The organism is Mycobacterium sp. NGS27 (assembly GCF_059813005.1).
In genome coordinates this window covers 329,390-351,945 of the sequence record NZ_JCALDT010000001.1, presented here as the reverse complement: position 1 = coordinate 351,945, position 22,556 = coordinate 329,390, and the positions used below count along the sequence as shown (strand labels likewise).

At 65.8% G+C, this 22,556-nt stretch carries 13 protein-coding genes and 1 tRNA gene; 5 read left to right on the top strand and 9 right to left on the bottom strand.

Annotated elements, in window-relative coordinates; genetic code table 11:
- Positions 1 to 169: 169 nt before the first annotated feature.
- Together AC5Y30_RS01400 and AC5Y30_RS01395 are read left to right on the top strand one after the other, a co-directional pair.
- Positions 170 to 10,897, top strand: coding sequence for a BTAD domain-containing putative transcriptional regulator (locus AC5Y30_RS01400; RefSeq protein WP_499916713.1), 10,728 nt, complete (start codon positions 170 to 172; stop codon positions 10,895 to 10,897).
- Positions 10,894 to 11,595: a Type 1 glutamine amidotransferase-like domain-containing protein gene (locus tag AC5Y30_RS01395; protein ID WP_499915637.1), complete on the top strand. Its 702-nt coding sequence runs from the start codon at positions 10,894 to 10,896 to the stop codon at positions 11,593 to 11,595. The genes AC5Y30_RS01400 and AC5Y30_RS01395 overlap by 4 nt, the downstream gene beginning before the upstream one ends.
- Here the strand turns inward: AC5Y30_RS01395 and AC5Y30_RS01390 are convergent.
- On the bottom strand, positions 11,585 to 12,505 hold the full coding sequence (locus AC5Y30_RS01390; protein WP_499915635.1) for a TPM domain-containing protein: 921 nt from the start codon (positions 12,503 to 12,505) through the stop codon (positions 11,585 to 11,587). The two genes, AC5Y30_RS01395 and AC5Y30_RS01390, sit on opposite strands and share 11 nt — an antisense overlap.
- 218 nt (positions 12,506 to 12,723) lie before the next feature.
- On the opposite strand from AC5Y30_RS01390, the gene AC5Y30_RS01385 reads away from it, so the two are divergent.
- Both AC5Y30_RS01385 and AC5Y30_RS01380 read left to right on the top strand, forming a co-directional pair.
- Complete coding sequence (locus AC5Y30_RS01385) at positions 12,724 to 14,130, top strand: aldehyde dehydrogenase family protein (RefSeq protein WP_499915633.1); 1,407 nt, start codon at positions 12,724 to 12,726, stop codon at positions 14,128 to 14,130.
- Between the two features lie 98 nt (positions 14,131 to 14,228).
- Positions 14,229 to 14,302: transfer RNA gene (locus tag AC5Y30_RS01380), tRNA-Cys, on the top strand.
- Between the two features lie 23 nt (positions 14,303 to 14,325).
- Here the strand turns inward: AC5Y30_RS01380 and AC5Y30_RS01375 are convergent.
- The 8 genes from AC5Y30_RS01375 to AC5Y30_RS01340 are packed head-to-tail and all read right to left on the bottom strand — an operon-like array spanning position 14,326 to position 21,138.
- Complete coding sequence (locus tag AC5Y30_RS01375; RefSeq protein WP_499915632.1) at positions 14,326 to 14,724, bottom strand: YchJ family protein; 399 nt, start codon at positions 14,722 to 14,724, stop codon at positions 14,326 to 14,328.
- 20 nt (positions 14,725 to 14,744) lie between these two features.
- Entirely contained in the window at positions 14,745 to 15,488 is a 744-nt protein-coding gene (locus AC5Y30_RS01370) for a hypothetical protein (RefSeq protein WP_499915630.1), read from the bottom strand.
- Complete coding sequence (locus AC5Y30_RS01365) at positions 15,485 to 16,405, bottom strand: vWA domain-containing protein (RefSeq protein WP_499915628.1); 921 nt, start codon at positions 16,403 to 16,405, stop codon at positions 15,485 to 15,487. The genes AC5Y30_RS01370 and AC5Y30_RS01365 overlap by 4 nt, the downstream gene beginning before the upstream one ends.
- A complete protein-coding gene (locus AC5Y30_RS01360; RefSeq protein ID WP_499916711.1) occupies positions 16,402 to 17,328 on the bottom strand; it encodes a vWA domain-containing protein in 927 nt (308 codons plus the stop codon). The genes AC5Y30_RS01365 and AC5Y30_RS01360 overlap by 4 nt, the downstream gene beginning before the upstream one ends.
- 41 nt (positions 17,329 to 17,369) lie before the next feature.
- Positions 17,370 to 17,843: a hypothetical protein gene (locus AC5Y30_RS01355; protein ID WP_499915626.1), complete on the bottom strand. Its 474-nt coding sequence runs from the start codon at positions 17,841 to 17,843 to the stop codon at positions 17,370 to 17,372.
- On the bottom strand, positions 17,833 to 18,699 hold the full coding sequence (locus tag AC5Y30_RS01350; RefSeq protein WP_499915624.1) for a DUF58 domain-containing protein: 867 nt from the start codon (positions 18,697 to 18,699) through the stop codon (positions 17,833 to 17,835). The genes AC5Y30_RS01355 and AC5Y30_RS01350 overlap by 11 nt, the downstream gene beginning before the upstream one ends.
- Positions 18,700 to 18,717: 18 nt before the next feature.
- The gene (locus AC5Y30_RS01345) at positions 18,718 to 19,719 is read right to left on the bottom strand and encodes an AAA family ATPase (RefSeq protein WP_499915622.1); all 1,002 of its coding nucleotides are present in this window, start codon (positions 19,717 to 19,719) and stop codon (positions 18,718 to 18,720) included.
- Between the two features lie 51 nt (positions 19,720 to 19,770).
- Entirely contained in the window at positions 19,771 to 21,138 is a 1,368-nt protein-coding gene (locus AC5Y30_RS01340) for a hypothetical protein (RefSeq protein ID WP_499915620.1), read from the bottom strand.
- A 604-nt stretch (positions 21,139 to 21,742) separates the two neighbouring features.
- Here AC5Y30_RS01340 and AC5Y30_RS01335 point away from each other — a divergent pair.
- Positions 21,743 to 22,483: a TylF/MycF/NovP-related O-methyltransferase gene (locus AC5Y30_RS01335; RefSeq protein ID WP_499915618.1), complete on the top strand. Its 741-nt coding sequence runs from the start codon at positions 21,743 to 21,745 to the stop codon at positions 22,481 to 22,483.
- Positions 22,484 to 22,556 lie beyond the last annotated feature (73 nt).

The following is a 22,556-nucleotide window of genomic DNA, read 5'->3' as shown; positions in this document are numbered from 1 at the left end:
TTTGCAGCTGCGGACGGGCCAGCGCCGGCCTCAGTAGCTGGCTGGCATCCGCCGAGGTCACGGGAGGTTGCGGGCGCTCGACGAACTGCAGGCAGCGGGGCTTTACTCGATCTTGACCAGGTATTGAATTGTGCCGCCGAAGATAGCTGACGTGAGTACGCTTTCATCGGTGGAACTGGGCGTTTTGGGACCGCTTCAGGTCCGGCAAGGCGGAGCGTCCGTCGTCATACCGGGCGCGAAACCACGCGCCATCCTCACGATGCTCGGACTGCACAGCGGTTCCGTCGTGCCGGCCGACACCCTCGTCGAGCTGCTCTGGGGTCAGGATCCGCCGCGCACCGCCGCCAAGGCCCTGCAAACCCACATCTCTTCGTTGCGTCGCACCCTCGGCGACGGATTCGTGGTGACCCAGGGCGCGGGCTGGACTCTCGCCGAAAGCGAGGTCGATGCCGCGCGCTATAAATCGACGGCCCGGCTGGGACGCGAGGCCGCCGCCGCGGGCGATACCAGCCAAGCGCTGGCCCGGTTCGATGAGGCCCTTGCCCTCTGGCGCGGAGCCCCCGAGCTGCCCGACGGCCGGCGCGGAACGTCCGAAAGGACGCGATGGGTCGAGAGCCACGCCGCGCTGGTCGAGGACCGAGCCGACGCACTGCTGGCCACCGGTCGTGCCGCGGAAGTCATCGGTGATCTCGAGGGCGCGGTGGCCGACGCTCCGCTGCGAGAGAGGCGATGGGGCCAGCTGATGCTCGCCTTGTACCGCGCCGGCCGGCAAGGTGAGGCCCTCGGCGCGTATCAACGGGCCCGGTCGCTGCTTGCCGACGATCTCGGGGTCGACCCGGGGCCGGAACTTCGCCGGCTCGAGGCGGCGATCGTCACGCAGGACGCGTCGCTGGATATCGCTGTCGCGCAGAGCGCTCCGTCGGTGACGCGTGCCGTGACGTTCCTGCTCACCGATATCGAGGGCTCGACGGCCGCATGGGAGGCGGATGCCGGCGCCATGGCCGTCGCGCTGGCCCGCCACGATGAGCTGGTCGAACAGGTCGTGACGTCACGTGGCGGTCGGCTGATCAAGACGCGCGGTGAGGGTGATGCGACGTTCTCGGTCTTCGACCGTCCTTCTGCGGGCGTCGCGGCGGCGATCGAGCTGCAGGACGCGATTGCTCACGAGCCGTGGGCTTCGCGGGACCCCATCCGTGTCCGCATGGCGCTGCACACCGGCGAGGTCGAGCTGCGCGACGGCGACTACTTCGGCCGAGCGGTCAACCGGGTTGCCCGATTGCGGTCCCTGGCCGAGGGCGGCCAAATCCTGTGCTCGGGCGCGACCGCCGAGCTCGTCATCGACTCGCTGGCCGACGACGTCATGCTCACCGACCTGGGAATGCGTCAGCTCAAAAACCTCGCGCGGCCCGAGCATGTTTTCGAGTTGCGACTGGAAACCGGTGCAGACCAATCGGATTCGCCGGCGCCCGAGATGCCGATGGAGCGGCCCAACTTCCCCGCCGTACTCGTTGGGCCCGGGCCGTTCGTAGGGCGTGGCCGCGAACTCGAAGGGCTGCTTTCGGCGTGGCAGACCGCGCTGGCCGGCGGTGTGCGCGCCGTACTGATTGCCGGTGAACCCGGTGTCGGCAAGACGCGACTGGCCGGTGAGTGGTCGCAACAGGCCTACGAGCAAGGGGCGGTCGTCCTGTACGGCCGTTGCGACGAAGATCTCGGGGCTCCTTATCAGCCGTTCGCCGAAGCGCTGCGTTCGCTAGCGCCGTGCGTGGGTGCGGACCGGCTGAGAGCTGTGCGCGGCGTCGAGGCGTTGCTGTCGCTTGTGCCCGGACTGGCCGATGTGGTGCCCGATCTCACTCCCCCGGCACACGCCGATCCCGACACCGAGCGCTACGCGTTGTTCGATGCCGTCGTTGCCCTGCTCGAAATCGCCTCCAAGAGCGCGCCGGTCGTGATGATCGTCGACGACCTGCACTGGGCAGCCAAGCCGACACTGCTGCTGTTGCGGCATCTGCTGCGGTTCGGCGACCACGCCCGCGTGCAGATCGTCGGCACCTATCGCAGCACCGACCTCGACCGCTCACATCCCCTCGCCGCGACGCTCGCCGACCTGCATCGCGACGGGACGGCGAACCGGCTCACGCTGAGCGGACTCGACGAGGACGACGTGACGGCCTACGTGGCCGAGGCGGGCTACGACGACGAGGAACTCGCCCACGCATTGGCGTCTGTCACCGGTGGTAACCCTTTCTTTCTCATCGAGGCTCTGCGCCATGTCGATGAGAGCGGCGGCGTGTGGGACCAGAGCACCCTGCCTCAGGGTGTGCGGGAAGCGGTCAGCCGCAGGCTTTCTCGGCTCCCTGCCGACACCAACAAAGCCCTTGCCGCGGCCGCTGTCGTCGGCAGCCGGTTTGCCCTTGATCTGGTCGAGCAGGTGGTAGGAACTGACCTCATCGACGCGTTCGACGAAGCGCGCCAGGCCGGCATCGTCATCGAAGAGCCCGGCGGGTACTACCGCTTCAACCACGCGATCGTCAGGCAATCACTGCTGGCCGAGCTGGCATCCGTGCGGCGCATGCGACTGCACCAGCGCATCGCCACGACACTCGAGACGCTGCCCGGCGCCGACGACGAGTTGCTGGCCGAACTGGCGCATCACTATTTCGAATGCGCTTGGGCGGGAAACGCAGCCAAGGCGGCCTTTTATTGTCGGCTTGCTGCCGACCAGGCGATGGCTCGACTCGCCTACGAGGGTGCCGCCGATCTTTACGATCACGCCCTGCACGCGCTCGAGGACATCGACGATGAGCTCCCCGACCGCGACGACCAGACCGTTGAATTATTGGTCGCGCGCTGCGAGGCTCTGCTGGCCGCGGGTGACGTGGCCCCCGCAGCCGGTGCGGTCGCTCAATTGCAAGCCGCCGCAGCGGATTCGGCCCGGTTAGCGGCGTGGGCGACGTGCTTCGACGGTCAGCTGTCGATGCTGATTCATCCCGAGCGGCTCGACGAGGTAGAGATCGGGTTGGGTGCGGCTGCCGCCAAACTCGCCGAGCTGGACGACGCCGCCGGGGAAGCCAAGGCGCACACCGTCCGCGCCGGGTGCCTGGCGCGTCTCGGGCGCATCGGCGACTGCGAGATCGCGTTGGACGACGCTCTCACCGCGGCGCGCCGGGCGCGCGAACACCGCCGGGTGAACGCGGTGTTGGCGGGTGCGCCGCTTGCGGCGCTGTGGGGCCCCAATCCGGTTCCGCGCGCGGGCGGAAGGTGTCTCGACGTAGTCCGGCTGCTGCGCATCACGACCGACTCGCCTGCCGTCGAGGCCACCTCGACGCGATGCCAGGCGGTGCTGGAGGCGTTCCGCGGCCGCACGGCTGCGGCCCGGCGGATGATCGACTCGGCCCGGCGCACACTGACCGAGCTCGGCCTCCGCCACGCGTTGCTGGAAGTTGAGCAGTTCGCCGGCATCGTCGAACTCATCGGCAATGATGCCGCCGCCGCGGAGTCCCATCTGCGCAGGGCGTACAACGGCTTTCGCCGCATGGGCCTGGACGCCGATACCGCCGAGACCGCGGCGCTGCTGGGCCGGGGCTGCCTTGCGCTCGGTCGAGATGACGAGGCTCGTGAATTGTGCGCGGAGAGTGAGCGTCTCGCTGGGCACGCCCTGAAGGCGTCGATCGCATGGCGGGCGCTTCGGGCGCATCTACTGGCGCGAGACAATGATTTTGACGCGGCTCGACGGGTCGCCGAGGAGGCCGTCAGTCTGGCCGAACGCACCGACGCCCTGGTCGATCACGGCGACGCATGCCTGACGCTGGCGACCGTTCTGGGCGCCGCCGGCGACATCGCGGGAGCGCGCATCGCCGCCGAGCGGGCGGTCGATCTGTATGAGCGAAAAGGCGCTGCGGCGCTTGCGGACGTGGCGCGGCAAGTTCTCGGCGAGCCAGCTCAGCCGCCCACCCCGGCTCCTCCCGAAGTGCCTGTTGTCGAATTGGACAGCGAATGCGTGCGAGTGGGCGAACGCGTGATGGCCGCCGTTCATCGCAAGGACTGGGATGAGTTCGAGCGGCTGTTCGCCCCGAATGTCTCGATCGAGAATCGGCGAAAGATCGTCGGCGTTGACCACCCATCGGACGCGGGGCGACGTGAGGTGAGGCGTGAGCTCGAAGCGGGCGCCACGCGCATCGACTATGTCATGGTCGCTGCGCGAGGCGAGCGGCTGGCTCTGTCTCGATTGATGACGAGCACTGTCGACGAGAGTCCCGGAGCGCCGCACGACGAGCTGCTCCAGCTATACGCCATCGACGAGAATGGCCAAGTCGTGCGACAGGTGTGGTTCGACGTCGATGACATGGACGCCGCGATGGCCGAACTCGACGCGGCCTACGCTCGACTCGAACACGAGCATGTGCGGAGGCTGGATAATGCTGCGACGCGGGCATACGAGCGCCTGCACGCGAATTTCAAAGCCCGCGACTGGGACGCGATAACCGAGCTCCTCACCGACGACTACTGCGGCGACGATCGTCGTTCGGTGGTAGGTTCCGGGATCCGACGCGGCCCGGATGCCGCGATCGAAGACTACCGGTCGGCCGCCGACATCGATGTGACGGATGCGCGTTCGGAGACCGTTGCAACCCGTGGGGAGCGTTTGGCCCTCACTCGTGCCCGCTACGCGCGAAGCGCCTTGGAATCGGAGACATTCCGCGTCGACTTCCTCCAGATCGTCGAACTCGACGCCGACGACCGGATCGCGGCGATGGCCGCGTTCGACCTCGACGACTTCGACGCCGCCGTCGCCGAACTCGATGCCCGGTATCTCACCGGCGAAGCGGCGCCGCACGCTCACACGTGGTCGGTGATCGCCGGAACTTACGCCTCGATCAGGCGGCACGAATTCCCCGCGCTGACAACCGATTGCGTGACTATGGATCAACGGCGGACCACCGCGTTTGCACCCGGTGAGCTACCCGCATACATCCGTGCCGGGTGGGACATCGGGCAAGAGATCCAACCGTACGTCGCGGTTGTACACCGGTTGACCGATCTCGGAGCGGTCTGCAGCGCTGCGTCGCATGGATTTTCGCATGAGGGCTTCGACGCCGAATGGCGACACCTTGCCCTTTCGACGGTCCAGGGCGACATGGTCAACCGCTGCGAGATGTTCGACGAGGCCGACCTCGCCACCGCGCTCGCGAGATTCGAACAGCTCGACGCACCGGCACCGCGAATGGAAAACGCGGCGGCGCGCGTATTCGACCGCGTCTGGTCTCATTTCGCGACTCGCGACTGGGACGCCATGGCTGAAATGGTGAGTGACGACTACGTCGGAGTCGATCACCGACGAATAGTGAGCGCCGAAACTCAACATGGGCGGAACGAAGTAATCAGGGACCTGCAGGCGGCGGCAGGAGTCGGATTCACGCTTTCAATGGTGAGCGCCATAGCGATTCGTGGAGACCGCCTGGTCCTCGCACGGACTCGCGCCACCGGCCGCGACCCCGACGTGGCCCAAGACGATGCCCTCAACGTCGTCGGGATCGACGCCGATGACCGGATCGCGAGTGTCGTCTCGTATGACGTCGAAGACTTCGACGCCGCCATCGCCGAGCTCGAAGCTCAATACCTCGCCGGCGAAGGGGCCGTCCACGCGCGCACGTGGTGCGCCGTTGCACGCAGTTACACCGCGCTCAACCGGCACGAGTTGCCGTCGACTACGCCGGACTGCGTGAATGTCGACCACCGACGGGAAACCGCGTTCGGGCCCGGCGATGTGAACGCATACATCCGCGCGGGATGGGACTCCGAGCAGGACATCACCGTCTACGTCGAGCAAGTGCATTGGGTGAGCGACGTCGGGGCGGTCATCACCTATGCGGCGCATGAAACTTCGCAGCAGGGCTTGCTCGCAGAGTGGCGTGGGATCGCCGTGTTCACGGTCGATGGCGACATGATCAACCGCACTGAAGTTTTCGACGAATCGGTTCTCGACGACGCGATCGCGAGGTTCGAGCAGCTGACCCGACCGGCGCCGCAACTGGAAAATGCGGCAAGCCGCGCGAACAAACGCATCCAGGAGAGGTTCGCGGCCCGCGACTGGCCAGCTCTCGCACAAGGACTGGCCGACGACGTTTCGCACGACGATCGTCGGCGCGTCGTCGGCATGGGATTGCGGCACGGCCGCGAAGCCATGCTTGCCGAGGCTCGGGCGCTTGTGGCGATCGGCGTTACCAACGCAACCTCGGATGTCATCGCTATCCGCGGTCAGCGCCTCGTCTTCAGCCGAATCCGGACGTGGGGCCGCGACCAGCGTCCCGAGGGCTTCCATACCGATGCCCTCGAGGTTGTCGAGATCGACGCGGACGAGCGGATCGTGGCACGCGTCGTGTTCGACGTTGACGATTTCGACAGCGCTATCGCGGAATTCGAAACTCGCTATATTTCAGGCGAAGCCGCCGATCATGCCCATACTTGGGCGGTGATTAGCGAGGCGTACGCCGTACTCAATCGGCACGAGCACCCGCTGACGACAGCTGATTGGTCGAACATCGATCACCGGCGAGGAGTGTCCTTTGCGCCAGGTGAAACGTCGGTGTTAATTGCTAATTGGGACGCCACGCATGGCCTAAGAAGTTTCGTCGAGGCAGTGCATCGGCTTAACGACCTTGGCGCTGTGGTTACCTCGGTGACGCACGAAACCTCGGATGATGGCTTTCATGCCGAGTGGCGAGTAGTCAGCCTGCTTACTGTTGAGGGTGACCTGATCGACGTCCTGGAAGTTTTCGACGACGCCGACCTCGACGCCGCGATCGTCAGGTTCGAGGAACTGCACCCGCTGCCGCGGCGGCTGGAAAACGCCGCCAGCCGCGTGGACGAGCGCTTCCAGACATGCTTCGCGGCCCGCGACTGGGCCGCGATGCGCGAAATATTGGCCGACGACATTTGTGCCGACGATCGCCGCCGCGTGGTGAACGCCGGAATCCGACACGGTCGGGACGCCAAAATCACGGACATGCGGGCGACCGCCGACCTCGGGACCACGAAGAGTACGTCGACCGCAATCGCCATCCGCGGACAGTGCCTCGCCCTAGTGCGTATCCGCCTCTCGGGACGAGACCAGCGGCCGGACGCATTCCAGACCGAGATGCTCGGCATCACCGAGGTCGACGCCGATAATCGGATGACTGCGCGGGTTCTTTTCGACCCCGACGACATCGACGCCGCCTTCAACGAACTCGAGATCCGTTACATGGCAGGCGAAGCAGCCACTTATGCGGATACGTGGGCGGCGGTGGCAGGCGTGCACGCGACGTTCAACCGGCATGAATTTCCCCCAGAGGACTGGGTGACCATCGACCCTCGGCGAGGCACCCTATTCGCCGCGGACGACATGACATCGGCCGTTCACAGCATCTTCGATCTCACCCCAAATTTTCACGTGCACATCGAACAAGTACATAGACTGAGCCGTTTTGGAGCGTTGATCACCAATTGTCCACACGGATCCTCGCCCGACGGCCTAGACGTCGAATGGCGCATGATGATGCTTCTCATCGTCGATGGCGACCGGCTAAGTCGCTGTGAAGTGTTTGACGAGAACGATTTAGACGCCGCGAACGCGCGATTCGACGAGCTCAGCCGGCCGGCATCGCGCCTGTCCAACGTCACAACCCGGGTGATCGAGCAATTCCTGGCGCACTTTTCGAGCCGCGACTGGAATGCCATGGCGGAACTACTCGCCGACGACTTCTTCTCAGAAGATCGCCGTCGAGTCTTGAACGCCGGGACGCGACACGGCCGTGACGCCGAGATGGCGAATTGGCTTGCCACCAGCGACGTCTGGATGAGCGATGTTAGGGCAACCGTGGTTGCGACCCGCGGAGCGCATCTCGCACTGTTTCGTTTCGCCTTTGCGAGCCAGGAGCAGGAGCCCGAGGCATTCCAGGCTGCGGCGCTCGGCATCGGGGAGACCAACGACGACAATCGAGTCACGGCGTCCATAGTGTTCGATGTCGATGACATCGACGCCGCCTTCGAAGAACTCGACGCTCGCTACCTCGCCGGTGAGGCGGCCGCCTACTCTCGCACATGGTCGGCGATCGCTGCTGGCTACGCCGCACTCAACCGGCACGAGGTACCTTCGACAACGCGGGATTGGGTGAATGTTGACCATCGACGCGCCATCTCTTTTGCGGCGGGCGAATTGGCGCCTTACATCCGTGCCACCTTCGACGTCGCGCCTGACATCAAAATTCGCATCGATTTTGTGCATCGGCTGACGAGTCACGGTGCGGTCGTCTCGTATTCGGGGCACGGGACCTCACAAGACGGCTTCGACGCCGTTTGGCGAGAGACCGCCCTATTCATAGTCGATGGCGACCTCGTCAGCCGCTGCGAGATGTACGAAGAGGCAGACGTCGACACCGCGCTTGCCCGCTTTGAGGAACTGCAACCGCTGGCGCCACAGCTCGAAAACTCGGCAAGCCCAATACTCGACCGATACCAAGCTTATTTCTCGGCCCCAGACTGGGGCGCCATGGCAGAGCTACTGGCCGACGACATTGTCGTAGAAGATCGTCGTCGTGTAGTGAACGCAGGAGTTCGTCGGGGTCGAGATGTGCACATCGCGGACCTGCGAGCCGCCGTAGAGGTCGGCGCAAAGACCATATCGCTGAGCCTCTTTGCGACCCGCGGAGAGCGGCTTGCCCTCGTCCATGCGCGTGCCTTCAACCGAGACATGCTCGGCGAGGTCGGCGCCGAGTGGCTCGGCGTCGTTGAGATCGACGCCGGCGAGCGGATCGTTGCGATGGTCATATTCGACACCGACGACATCGACGCTGCCTTAGCGGAACTCGACGCCCGCTACCTCTCCGGCGAGGCTGCCGCATACCTGCGCACTTGGACGGTAATCACTCGGGGCTATTCCAGGGTCAATCGACACGAACTTCCAGGCATGACACCGGAATCGGTCCTCATCGACCATCGAGCGGTCTTGACGACCGAGTCAGAGGGCCTGGCCGGATACCTTCCTAGCTTGTGGGACCTCATGCCGGACATCAGCGTCTACATCGAGGCGGTGCACCGGATGACTGACAAAGGGGCGGTCATCACACAGGCTGCGCATGGGACCTCGCAGGAGGGTTTCGACGCTGAGTGGCGGGCAATCGTTATCGGCATACTCGAAGGTGACCTCTACACCCGTGTCGAGGTCTTCGATGAGGCAGATCTCGACGCCGCGATCGCGCGGTTCGAGGAACTCAGCCGGCCGGCGCAGCGGCTGGAAAACGCGGCCACGCGCGTATACGAGCACCTGTTGGCGTACTACGAGGGATGCGACTGGGCCGCAATGACCGAGATTCTTTCCGAGGATCTGTTCAGCGACGACCGCCGACGCGTGGTAGGGGGCGGGGTCCGGCGCGGTCAGGAGGCTCTAGTCGAAGACCTGCGTGCCGTCGCCGCCGTCGAGGTCACACATGCGAAATCGGTCGCCGTTGCCATCCGCGGGACGCGTCTTGCCCTCACTCGTGCCAGGTACTCACGCAGCCACGCAGAGTCCGAAGCGTTCTACGTCGATTACCTACAAGTAGTCGAGATCTCAGGCGAAGCGCGGATCACGGCCCTCGTTGCATTCGACCCAGAAGACATCGACGCCGCGGTCGAAGAGCTCGAAACACGTTACCTGGCAGGAGAAGCGGCCGCTCATAAGCATACGTGGTCGACGCTGTTGCGATCTTTCACCGCGTTCAACGAACACCAACTCCCCTCGACGACGCCGGATTGGGTGAATCTAGACCACCGCCGCGGACGAGCGTTTTCACCGGGCGACCTGGTTCCGTACATTCACGCCACCTGGCAGGTGATGCCGCAAGCCAAGATCTACGTCGATGCGATACATCGGCTGAGCAATCTCGGAGCGGTCGTCACACAGTCGACGCATGGGACTTCGCCGGACGGCTTCGACGCCGAGTGGCACGAGGCTACCCTTCTGACTCTGGAAGGCGACCTGATCAACCGCATCGAGGTTTTCGACGAGGCAGACCTCGATTCCGCGCTGGCGCGCTTTGATCAACTGGAAGCGCAGACGCCGCGGCAAACCGAAAACGCGGCAAGCCGGGTACTTGACCTCTACTATGTCTACTTCCGCGACCGCAATTGGGTGGCTTTAGCCCGGATACTGACCGACGACAGTTTCGTCGACGATCGTCGTCGCGTGACGAGTTCCGGGTTCTGGGACGGTCGCGACGCCGTACTCGCCAACCTACGAGCCCTCGCCGACGCGGCGCCCGCAACGTGGGCGGTCATCGCGACCCGGGGAGAGCGACTCGCCCTCACTCGCATCTGTTCGCCCAACCGCGATGTGCGGCAAGGGGAGTTCAGCGTCGGCATGCTCGTCCTCGCCGAAATCGACGGCGAGGCACGTATTGCGTCGCAGGTCGCCTTCGATGTCGAGGACATTGACGCGGCGTTTGAGGACCTCGAAAACCGCTACCTGGCCGGTGAAGCCGCCGCGCAGGCCCGCACGTGGTCAGCCATTGTCGAGAATTATGCCGCCCTCAACCGGGGCGAACTTCCCTCGACGACAGCGGATTTCGTCGACATCGACCATCGTCGCGGGGCATCGATGACGCCCGGCCAGCTGATGAAATTCCTCCGCAGCGCGCTGGACCAAACGCCCGACCTCACCATCCGCATAGTTACGGTGCATCGGTTGAGCCAGCGCGGCGCCGTCGTCACTCACGCGGCGACCGGAAGGTCGCCCGACGGTTTCGAAGCCGAATGGCAAGAGGTCAGCATTTTGATGGTTGACGGCGACAGGCTCAACTGTATCGAGGTCTTCGACGAGGCGGACCTCGAGGCAGCACTCGCGAGGTTCGACGAGCTCACCGGCGAAGACCAGGCAAAGTGACGGCGCCCCAACCCCAACCGCTCGTTCTGCTGGCGGACAGCCAGCTGCTGTTCTGGAAACGTGACGACAAGCTGCTGCTTGAATGCGCCCTCGATGGATTGGCGCGGAACGCACAGCTGACCGCGGCGTACATCGGCGCCTCCAACGGCGATAATCGCGAGTTCTACGAAATCTTCGAAGCGGCAGTGGATGCCGTGGGAATCAGCGATCGCCGCATGATCGACTCGTCGTTTGGCCCGGACGATCGCGCGTTCCTCGATCGTGCCCAGTTGATCGTCCTCGCGGGCGGCGATGTGCGGCTCGGCTGGACTACGTTCGAGGAAACCGGCATGAAAGGCGTGATCCTGGACCGGTACGCCAAAGGTGCTGTACTGGTTGGTATTTCGGCCGGAGCGGTTCAGCTCGGGCGTTATGGCATCGTCGAAACACACGACACAGAGGGGACGGAGTTGCTCGGTGTGTTCGATCTCGTTCCCCTGATTGTCGACGCGCACGACGAGCGAGCCGGGTGGGCGCGGCTGACGCGAGCGATTCAGACGCTTGACGAATCGGTCGCCGGCCTCGGAATTCCTACCGGCGGCGGCGTTATCGCGCACATGGACGGCACCATCGAGGCCCTGCGTCGCCCCGCGCACAGACTGACCTCCGAAAGCGCTCGCGGGGTGCAGTCCGAGTTGATCCCGCCGATCACCGGGTAGACGTATTGCCTCGTCGTCGTGGCGTGCGGTGCGCTTCGAGGACGTCGGCGTTGGCCAGCGTCTGTGCCTGAGCGGCCAATGTCGATGCCCTGTTGGCATACGCGATTGCGTCGGTGCCGTTCCCCGTTTCCGTGCCGTGTGCCGCGGCCAGATGCCGTTTCGCCTCGTCGAGCCGCGCCTGGGCCTCGGAGCCGATGTTGGAGCGATATCTGGCGACGTAGTCGGAGATTTGACGCACCCTCGCGTCGGCGGTGGACAACGCCTGCTGCGCAGGATGATCACCCGCGCCTATGTCCAGCTGCCCATCACTCCGGGCGGCGCGTCGGCGCCGGCGTGCCCGCCATAGCACCAGTAGCAAGAAAAACACGAGGATAAGCACGACCACGACAACGCCGATCGCGATCAGCGGCCAGAGCGGTTTCGACGAACTTGCCGGCTTGGACGAGCTCGCCGACTTGTCCAAGCCGTCGGCCGCGGCGACCGCGGCGCCGCTCCAGTCTTTAGCACCCAGTACCGGTTCAATCTGGGTAGTACGCAGTTTGTTCGACTCGGCGGCGGTGAGGATCTGCGGCGGCACGTCGAACGCGTACGACTTTGTGTTCGTGGCCACCGCCAGCAGCGCATCGTGGTCGCCCATCCCACTTGCACTGCGGGTTCGGTCGGCCCAGTTGTCGGGCTTGAACCTGGAGAAGTTGTCGACGTAGACCACCCACAGTTGGATGTGGCGGTCGCGGTTGAGGCGGTCGAGGGCATCGCTGACCGCTGCCCGGTCGGAACCCGATAACACCCCGGTGTTGTCGGTGATGTGGTCGGTGAGCTTGGAAGGCGGCTGCGCGCCAGCGGGGCTTGCCCAAAGCAGCACCGCTGTGAGAATTGTCAGGACGACGCCGAACAGGCGAAAAACCCGCATATGCGTAATCTAGCCGCCAATCCGAGGCGGCGCGGGCGTAGCTTGAACACCCCGGCCAGCGGATTGAGCATTCCTTACCAGCACCGCGGTGACCAGCAGAATCCGCCTGCGTCTTCCATTCGGCATGATCCCCGCACACACTGGACACCCTCTGGTTAAGCGCGTAACCTCTGTCGCGCGACGACAGCGATTTCCGAGTGAAGGGGCCCTGAGGGACATTGAGTAACACCATTGCGGTCTTCAACCCGTCGAACGAGGAGCAGATCGCGGAGGTCCCCGATTCGGACCAGGCGGCCGTCGACGCAGCGGTGGCCCGGGCACGCGAGACCTTCGAGTCGGGCGTGTGGCGCAAGGCGCCGGCGTCGCACCGCGCGAACGTCCTCTTCCGCGCCGCGCGCATCATCGAGGAACGCAAAGACGAACTGGCCGCGCTCGAGGCCCAAGACAACGGTATGAACCTGACGGCCGCCGGCCACATCATCCCGGTGTCGGTAGACATGCTGAAGTACTACGCCGGTTGGGTCGGCAAGATTCACGGCGAGTCGGCCAATCTTGTGTCCGACGGCCTGCTCGGCACCTGGGAGACCTACCACACCTTCACCCAGCTCGAGCCGGTCGGCGTCGTCGGCCTCATCATCCCTTGGAACGGGCCATTTTTCGTCGCGATGCTCAAGGTTGCGCCCGCGCTCGCGGCGGGGTGCAGCGCGGTTCTCAAGCCCGCCGAGGAGACGCCGCTCACCGCGCTGAAGTTGGAAGAGATCTTCCGCGAGGCCGGTCTGCCCGACGGTGTCCTGAATGTCATCACCGGCTACGGCGAGACCACGGGTGCCGCGCTCACCGCGCATCCGGACGTCGACAAGATCTCCTTCACCGGGTCGACGGAGGTCGGGCGGCTGATCGTGAAGGCGGCCGCGGGTAACCTCAAGCGACTGACGCTCGAGCTCGGCGGTAAGTCACCGCTGATCATGTTCGACGACGCCAACCTCGACAAGGCGATCATGGGGGCCGGCATGGGCCTGCTCGCCGGCTCCGGCCAGAACTGCTCCTGCACCTCGCGGATGTATGTCCAGCGCGGCATCTACGACAAGGTGGTCGAGGGCCTCGCCGGATTCGCGAAGATGCTGCCGATGGGCGGCAGCGATGACCCCGATTCCGTTCTGGGACCGCTGATTAGCGACAAGCAGCGCAAGCGCGTCGAAGGCATTGTCAACGACGGCGTGGCCGGTGGAGCGCAGGTGATCACCGGGGGTAAGCCGATGGACCGCAAGGGCTACTTCTATGAGGCGACGATTATCACCAACACCACGCCGGACATGCGGCTCATCAAGGAGGAGATCTTCGGGCCGGTCGGCTGTGTGATCCCCTTCGACGACGAGGACGAGGTGATCGCCGCCGCGAACGACACGCACTACGGGCTCGCCGGCTCCATCTGGACTGAGAACCTGTCCCGCGCCCACCGCGTCGTCAACGAGCTTCGCGCGGGCCAGATTTGGGTGAACTCCTCGCTTGCGGCGGACCCGTCGATGCCGATCAGCGGTCACAAGCAGTCGGGGTGGGGCGGCGAGCGCGGCCGCAAGGGTATCGAGGCCTACTTCAATACCAAAGCGGTCTACATCGGCCTCTAATCGGCTAGCAGCGCGGTGACCGCCGGCGGTGCACGAAATGATCGCGCCGAGGGAAACTCTGGGCTACGCCGACGTGCGCTGGCATGGTTACGAGTTGTGCGGGTGTGGCTGAGCGGCTAGGCAGCGGCCTGCAAAGCCGTATACACGGGTTCAAATCCCGTCACTCGCTCCAAGGCCGATTAGGGTTGAGCGTCGCTACAGATCTTCCGCGGCGGCGTCGAGGTAGAACCATCGACCGGCGCGGCGCTCGAAGCGACTGCGCTCATGCAGGATGCCCGCGCGGCCCCCGGACTCGTAGTCGGCGGTGAATTCCACTTCTCCGCAATCATCGTTTGGCCCGCCGGCAAGGGTGGCGATCACCCGCAAGCCGATCCAGGCGATGTCCGGGTCGGCGGTCACGTCCGCCGGGCGGGTTCGCGGGTGCCACGTGCGAAACAGGTAATCCGAATGACCGTAGGCGAAGGCCGAGTAGCGGGATCGCATCAATTCCTCGGCCGTCTGGGCCTGTGTCTCGCCGTGGTGAAGCGGCCCGCAACAGGCGCGATAGCTTCTGTCGCTGCCGCACGGGCACGGCGGCCCGAGAAGGTCGTTCACATCGAAAGCTTGACAGACCCTTAGGGCGAGTCGCCCGGGGGTGCGGCGCCTGCGGCGTCCCGCAGCACCTGTTGCAGCTTGTCGAGCGGATCGCCGCCCGTGGGATCGAGCCGGCGTGGGGGCACTTCCCGGCCGTCGCCCGTGATGACAGCGAGGGGCGGTGGCGGTGGAGGCAGCGCGGCCGGTGGCGGTGGTGGCGGGGGCGGTGGCGCCGGCGGCGTGGCAGTCAGCGCAGTCCTCTTGGCCGCCAAGCGGTTTGCGGCGTCATCGCGGATCAGGTGCCGCTGCGGGTCCGGGTCGGTGTTGGCGGCGAAGCACCCTCGAGGCGCGGCATCGACGACCGCCAACGCACTCGCGTAGCGTTCGTCGGCGCGTGCGCGGTCCCCTGCCGCTGCGGCCCGGTCGCCCTGCGTCTCGCGGACCAATTCGAGGTTGACCCGCGCCGGACAGGAGCCGACGGTGCCGCTGCGCGCCACCGCGTCGGTGAAGTGGGCGTCCGCATCCTCTAGTCGGCGGTCGAGCACGGCGGCTGTGCCTTCGGCGAACGGCGCCCGCGCCGCTTCCACCACATTGGCGACTCCGAGGATCGCCGCATCGGCCCGTACCGCGCTTGCGTCGCCTCTGGTGAAGGCGTGGCCTGCCGAATTACCGAGTAACACAACCGAAAACAGCTTGATCGCGACCAGCAGCGCGATGGCGACGACGGGGCCCGAGTAGGCCAGGAGCCGTCGTCGTAGCCGCAGTCGCGCCGGCCCGCGCGTCATGACGCCAAGTCCCGTCGCGCGATGCGGCCACGACGAAACTCGCGGACGGACAGGTAGATCTCGGCGAGCAGCAGCCCGGCGGCAAGCAGCGCGGGTAGCCAGTACAGCTCGGTCCGGTTCAGGGCGTCCGCCCGGCTATGCGGTGTGTCGGGCAGGTCCGGTTGCAGGGGCTGTCCGAGATCGCGGTGTAAGTACGGAACGCCGAGTTGTGCTGCGATTCTGTGCAACTCGCCCTCATCGATCGCGTCGGAGCGGCCGTAGCCCAGCACCGCTCCGCCGGCCACCGACCCCCGCATGACGTTGAAGTCGCCCTGCGGCGCGCGCGATCCCGGCGCACCCGATCCGAGGTAGAACACCGCGTTCCGCGAACCTGAGTATTGCTGTGTCGCCTCGATCAGCTGGTATCGCAGCACATTGTCCGCCGCTCCCGCGTTGGCGTCGGGACTGACCGGCTGGGAGCCGAGCGCGGCGATGGTTGGGCGCAGGCTCCAAACATCTTGGGATAGCGGCCAATCCAGTGAGGCCTTTGAGGCGAAGCCGACCAGGGCGTACCGGGCCGCCGGGTACTGCTTGATCAACGCCGCGATGTCCTCGCGCATGCCGGAGATCCGCGGTAGACCATTGCCATAGTCCTCGACGCTCGAATTGGCCGACTGATCGACGACGAGAAACACGTTGAGGTTCGCTCCGGCGACGGCCGTTGCGCCCTGGCGGTTTCCGTCATCGAGAAGTGCCGGACGAGTGGTCGCAGCGATGAGCAGCAGCACCGCGAACGTCACCCCGGTCCACCGCAGCGCGGCCCGCTTTCGGCGTCCGGCCGACAGGAGCGCCTGGCGCAGCGCCACCAGGCGCGCCAGCAATAGTGCACCAGCAACGACAGCCAGGATCGGCCAGGGCAGCACGGGCTGAAATGTCATCGGCGCAACACCAACAGGGCCACCGACAGCACTGCCGCCGACACTAAGGCGATCACCAGTGGTACCACCGGCGCATCGCGGAGGTCCGCTGTGAGGATGGTGCCGTCGGCGCGGCGCGCCGACGGTGTGTGGGCGCGAATATCGTTGAGAATCGCCGCTACTGACTTCGCGGTCGGCACGGCGTACCGGCCACCGGTCCGCTCGCTAAGCGCGACCAGCGCGCCGCTCGCGGGTGACGGGGCGGTGTCGATCACATTCACTTGGGCCCCGGCGCGCTCGGCCAGGGCCCGGACACTGCCATCGGTGAACAAAGCGGCACGCTGCTCCCCGGTTGCGCGAAGATCCGACGGACCGAGATAGATGACCGAGCGCCGGTCACTGCTGTGCTGCTCGTCGGACGGAAACCCCGAGAGGCACAGCGCGAGAACGTCGTTGACGCTTGCGGCGTAGTCGGTGTAGGACACCGGCGGGGCGAACGATGCCGACTGCGTCTCATGGGCGCCGGTATAGTCGCCGAACCGCTCGGCTGCGTACTGATGGTCGCGCGTCAGCGGCACCAAACGGCGGTTGGCCGATGTCAGGCCGATGCGTTGGCGTTGCGGGGACGCGAGGGCTTGTCGCGCGAAGTAGTCGAGCAGCTCAGTCGTCGTCGCATCGGTCACCGGCTGCCCGACGCACAGCATGATGTCCTCGGGGTGAGCAGCGTCGAAATCCTTGCTCGCCACGGTGGGACGGGCCGCGGCCCAGGTCGCGGCGCCGAACATGACCGTCAGCACGACCAACGTCACAATCGTCGAGAGCGAGCGCAGCCGAGCGACTTTCGCGTACTCGGGCAGCCGGGTAAGCCGTGCGACGTTGGCCAATGGTCGCAGCCGTCTCCGAGCGGCGGTCATCGGAAGCAACGCCGCCAGCGCGACAATCACGACCAAGCAGGCCGCTCCGATGGCAGCTACTGGCCACCACTTCAAGTCCACGAGCGGATCAGCTCCTGCGCCCGGCTACTCACGTCGGCGACATCGATGCGCGACTCGGCGTTGAATTGTGCGTCACCGAGCCGGGTGAGCAGCGCCGCGGCCGGGGCCAAGTCCCCGTCGACCATCGCACCGATCTGAAGGTACTGGGCGCGCGTGCCGGTCGCTTGATGCAGAAAACTGCGCACCGCCCGGCTGATTGCGGCGCACGCCGCCGGAGCCGACAGTCGCCCGACCTCGTGCTCGCCGGCGATGCGCTGCACGCAGCGGGCGAATCGGTTGCGGATCAGCCGGGCGTGCATTCGCCGTACGGCCGGGATGCGCCGCAACCGATGTGACGGCAGCGTCCACACGAAAACGCCTACGTACCAACCGATCACAGCCAGAACCAATAGGATGGCCAACCACAGCCAGTATGACGAGTACGGCTGCGGACCGAACACATGGCGCAGCAGGTCATCCGGCACGGGCGGCCACCTCGGTCAGGCGAACGAGCTCACGCCGGATGTCCGTACTGCCGCCGATCGTCGCGTGCGCGATGGCGTGAGCGGTCAGGAACGCATCGAGGCGCTCGCGGCGCTTCTGCTCGGCGCGGCGGTACGCGGTGACGACCCGTGGGCCGAGGTCGGCTCCGTTCAGGACGAAACGACCGGTGTTCACGTCGTACCCGTCGAGGTCGTCGGGACCCACCGCAGGCATGTCCGACACCATCGCCCACATGATGTCGTGGCGCCCCGCCAGCCTGGTGAGCACTTCGCCCAGCCGATCGTCGACGTCTGGCTCGTCGGACACCACGATGATGAGCATGGTATGTCGGTAATGCGTTGCGACGTACTCGAGTTGGGCGGTGACCTCGCTGCGCCCGGGACGGGCCGTGGTGTGCTGGTACCAGCGGTGCAGCAGGCCCTCGATGTGCGATTCGCCGCGCCGCTGCGGAATGTTCACGCAGCCGCGACGATCGCCGAAGACCATGCCGATCTGGTCGGACCGTCGTAATCCGATCAACCCCACCGCGCCCATAACGTGCGCGGCGACATCGCGTTTGCACTCTCCGCTCGGGGCCAGCGCCGACATGTTGCGGCCGGCGTCGGCGACAAGCAGGATCTTGTGATGCTTTTCGGACACGAATCGTTTGATGAGCACGCCGCCAGAACGGGCGGAAGCCTTCCAGTCGATGTCTCGCACGTCGTCGCCGGGAACGTAGGGGCGAAGATCGTCGAATTCCATGCTGCGCGTATGCAATAGCGCGTAGCGGCCGCCTTCTAGCAGACCGCGGGTGTCGGTGCCGAAGTGCGCCTTTGCCCGGTTCAGGTCCTTACCCACGATTGGCCTTTCGGCGCCTCAGGGAACCCGGACAGCCCGTAGCGCGGCATCGACCACGACCTCGGCGGTGATGTCGGCACTGGCCGCTTCGAAGCCGAGGATGAGCCGGTGCCGCAGCACCCGGTGTGCGAGCTTGGCGATGTCCTCGGGCAGCACGTGCGCACGCCCGGCCAGCACCGCCTGCGCCCGGGCGGCCTTGCAGAACGCGATGGTGGCACGTGGGCTGGCGCCGTACTCGACCAGCCGCGCGATCTGCGTGGGCAACGCCCGTGCGGGGTGGCGCGTCACGTCGACCAGTTGACTGGCGTAGAGCATCAGCGCACGGTCCATGTGAACGTGGCGCACCACCTCCTGGACGCGCACCACGTCCTCAAGACTGACCACCGGCGCAGTGGGCCGTGCCTTGTCGTAGATACCGGCGTCGATCCGCGCCATGACCTCTACCTCTTCCTGCGCGGAGGGGTAGCGCACGATTTCCTTGAGCAGGAAGCGATCGGTCTGCGCCTCGGAAAGCGGGTAGGTGCCTTCCTGGTCGACGGGATTCTGAGTGGCGATGACCAGAAATGGATCCGCAAGGGGGTGAACTTGTCCGGCGATCGTGGTCTGCCGCTCCTCCATCGCCTCGAGCATTGCGCTCTGTGTCTTGGCGCTCGATCGGTTGATCTCGTCGAGCAGCACGATGTTGGCGTGCACCGGTCCTAGTTGGGTGACGAAAGAGTTGGTCGCCGAGTCGTAGATTTGAGTGCCGATGATGTCGCTGGGCAGCAGGTCGGGCGTGCACTGAATGCGCTGAAAGCGGCCCCGAATCGACTCGGCAAGCACCTTCGCGGCGGTGGTCTTGGCCAAACCCGGAACGCTTTCGAGCAGGATGTGGCCGCCGGCGAGCAGGCCGATCAGCAGCGACTCCCGTAGCTCGCGCTGCCCGACGATCTTGGCTGCGAATGCCTGGGAGATGGCATCGACGGTCCCCCGGACGCTATCGATTTCGCGCTGATCCGGTTGTGTTCGTGCTGTAGACATACGCCCGCTGGGATACCCAGATGCCGTGGAACGACACGGCGGGTTGTCCGCTTACGGTTTGTCGCGTTGCCGTTTCGCCTTGGCTTCAGCCTCGAGGCGCAGCCGGATTGCGCGCGCCCGCGCCTCGGCGGCCACCGCTTGCGCCTCGGCGGCTTGCGCTCCCGCCCAGATCTCGGCCGCCCGAGCTCGGGTTTCGGCGGCTTCCGCGCGCGCCCGCCCCTCGGCGGCCACCGCTTCGGCGTCGGCGGCTTCCGCGCGCGCCCGCTCGCGTGCCCGCGCCTCCGCGGCCAGCGCCTGGGTTTCGGCGGCTTCAGCGCGCGCCCGCGCCTCGGCGGCCAGCGCTTCGGCTTCGGCCAATTTTGCCCGTTCCCGCGCTTCGGCGGCCTGGGCCTGAGTTTCGGCAGCTTCAGCCCGCTTCCGCGCCGCGGCGGCCAAGGCCTCGGCTTCCGCCGCCTCCGCCTGCTTCCGCGCCTCGATGGCGCGAGCTTCGGCTTCGGCGGCTTCTGCGCGCGCCCGCTCTCGCACCCGCGCCTCGGCGGCCAGCGCTTCGATTTCTTCGGCTTCCGCCTGCGCCCGCGCCTCGGCGGCCAACGCTTCCGGTTCGGCGGCTTTGGCCTGCTTGCGAGCTTCGGCGGCCAGCGCCAGAGCTTCGGCGGCTTTGGCCTGCTTGCGAGCTTCGGCGGCCAGCGCTTCGGCTTCCGCGGCCTCTGCGCGCTTGCGCGCCTCGGCGGCCAGCGCTTCGGCCGCCGCGGCTTCGGCGTGCGCCCGTTCTCGCACCCGCGCCTCGGCGGCCAGCGCTTGCGCTTCGGCGGCCTCTGCCTGCGCCCGGGCCTCGGCGGCCACCGCTTCGGGTTCGGCGGCCAGCGCTTCGGCAGCCGCGGCCTCTTCCTGCGCGCGCGCTTCGGCGGCCAGCGCTTCGGCCTCCGCGGCCAGCGCTTCGGCTTCAGCCGCCAAGGCTTCGGCCGCGGCCGCGTCTGCCCGCGCCCGCGCCTCGGCCGCCACCGCCTCGGCTTCGGCGGCCAGCGCTTGGGCCGCCGCGGCTTCTGCCTGAGCCACCGCCTCGGCTTCGGCAGCTAGCGCCTCGGCAGCCGCGGCTTGTGCCTGCGCATCAGCCTCGGCCTCGGCGGCCAGCGCCTCCGCGGCAGCAACTTGTGCTTGCGCTTCAGCCTCGGCTTCGTCGGCGAACGCCTCGGCCGCCGCGGCTTCTTTCTGCGCCCGCGCCACTTCTTTCTGCGCCCGCGCTTCGGCTTTCAACTCCCGTCGCGACGGTTTGGGCTTGGTCTGGGTGGTGAGTTGGCTGGCGCGCGGCTGAAGGTTGCGCTTCTGCGGGCCGGCCGCGACCCGCGCCTTCTGCTCAACCGCCCGGTACGGCCCGGCCAGGAAATCAAATAACACCAGGGCCACGCCGGCCAGCAACACCAGCGGCAGGGCCAAGGAAGGGCAAGTGACCATCCCCCAGATGCCGGCGACCGCCAGCGGCACCGCCAGCAACACCGCGGCCCCCGGATACCGAGTGCCTAGTTGGAGGATTGTCGCGGGCACCGCGGATGACCGTGCGACCAATGGAAGCCGATCCGGCCGACTACCGACGACTTTCTGCGATCCCACGATCCCTCTCCCTCACGGAGACGCTGGCACATAAACAGTACTGTGCGCGCGGTCGCGGCGGAATCTTAATTCTTGGTGTTTCCGTACAATGTCGCCGCAAGACTGCGTCACGTCGACGCCCGCGCGGCGAGGGGTGCCGCGATGGCGGGCCTAGGCAATAACTCATCGGTCACGCCAGTCACAGGTGACACTTCAGTCATAACGCGACGGGTGCGCTCCGGCGCCGGGCGCGCAATCCCCGCAATCCATCGTCAATTACGCGCCAACCCTCTACGCTGCCGACTAATCGTGCTGTGTCATCCGGCGAGGAGGCTGAGCGCATGAAATTTCCGTCCGTCCCGGCGTCATTCCTGTCGGTTGATGTTGGCGTGTCCGGTCCGCCCTCACGGCCACTCGACGCAACACGACACCGCAGATGACCCCAGAACTGACGCACACTAACGGGTTCGACTGGGACCGCTTGGTGAAGATGCCGTCGGCGAGCGACGAGTGGCACAAAGGGCACCAAGTTCTCAACTTTTACCCGATGGACAAGGACTATCGAGATTCGCCGACGGCTCGGGCAATGGTGACGGAATACTTTGCCGATGCAAAGGCTTTGGACACCGATGCGGCCGTGCTCAAGTTCGGTTCTGATGCCGTCACGCTGCGCGGCGCGTACTTGGAGATGGGGGTGTGCACCGGAAGGACCATCAATTTCATTGCCGCGCTCAATCCAGAGCAACGCATCTGGGGGTTCGATTCCTTTGACGGGCTTCCGGAAGAATGGGCTCGCACCGATCTCACCGTCCCCCAAGGTACTTTTCGGGTCAACACCGAGGGGTGGATGCCACCGGTTCTGCACAATGTGAGCCTGGTGAAAGGCATGTTTCGCGACACCCTTCCACAGTTCAAATCTGAGATCCTGAAATCTTCGCCCATCGCGTTTCTACACGTTGATTGCGATATCTACACCTCCGCAAAGGAAATCTTCGATCAGCTCGTCGAAAATATTGTGTCGGGCACGGTAATAGTTTTCGACGAATTCTACAATTACCCCGAAGCCGCGGAACACGAATTCAAGGCATTCCAGGAGTTCCTGGACCGAACCGGGAAAAAGCCTGTCTACCTCGCGTATAACCAGTACTTCGAACAAGCGGTCGTCCAAATAATCTGAGCACCGGCAGAGCGGTCAGCGGCGGGCCGACGATGCCTCAAGCGCTCAGTAGCGCCCGCGCGGACTAAAGGGT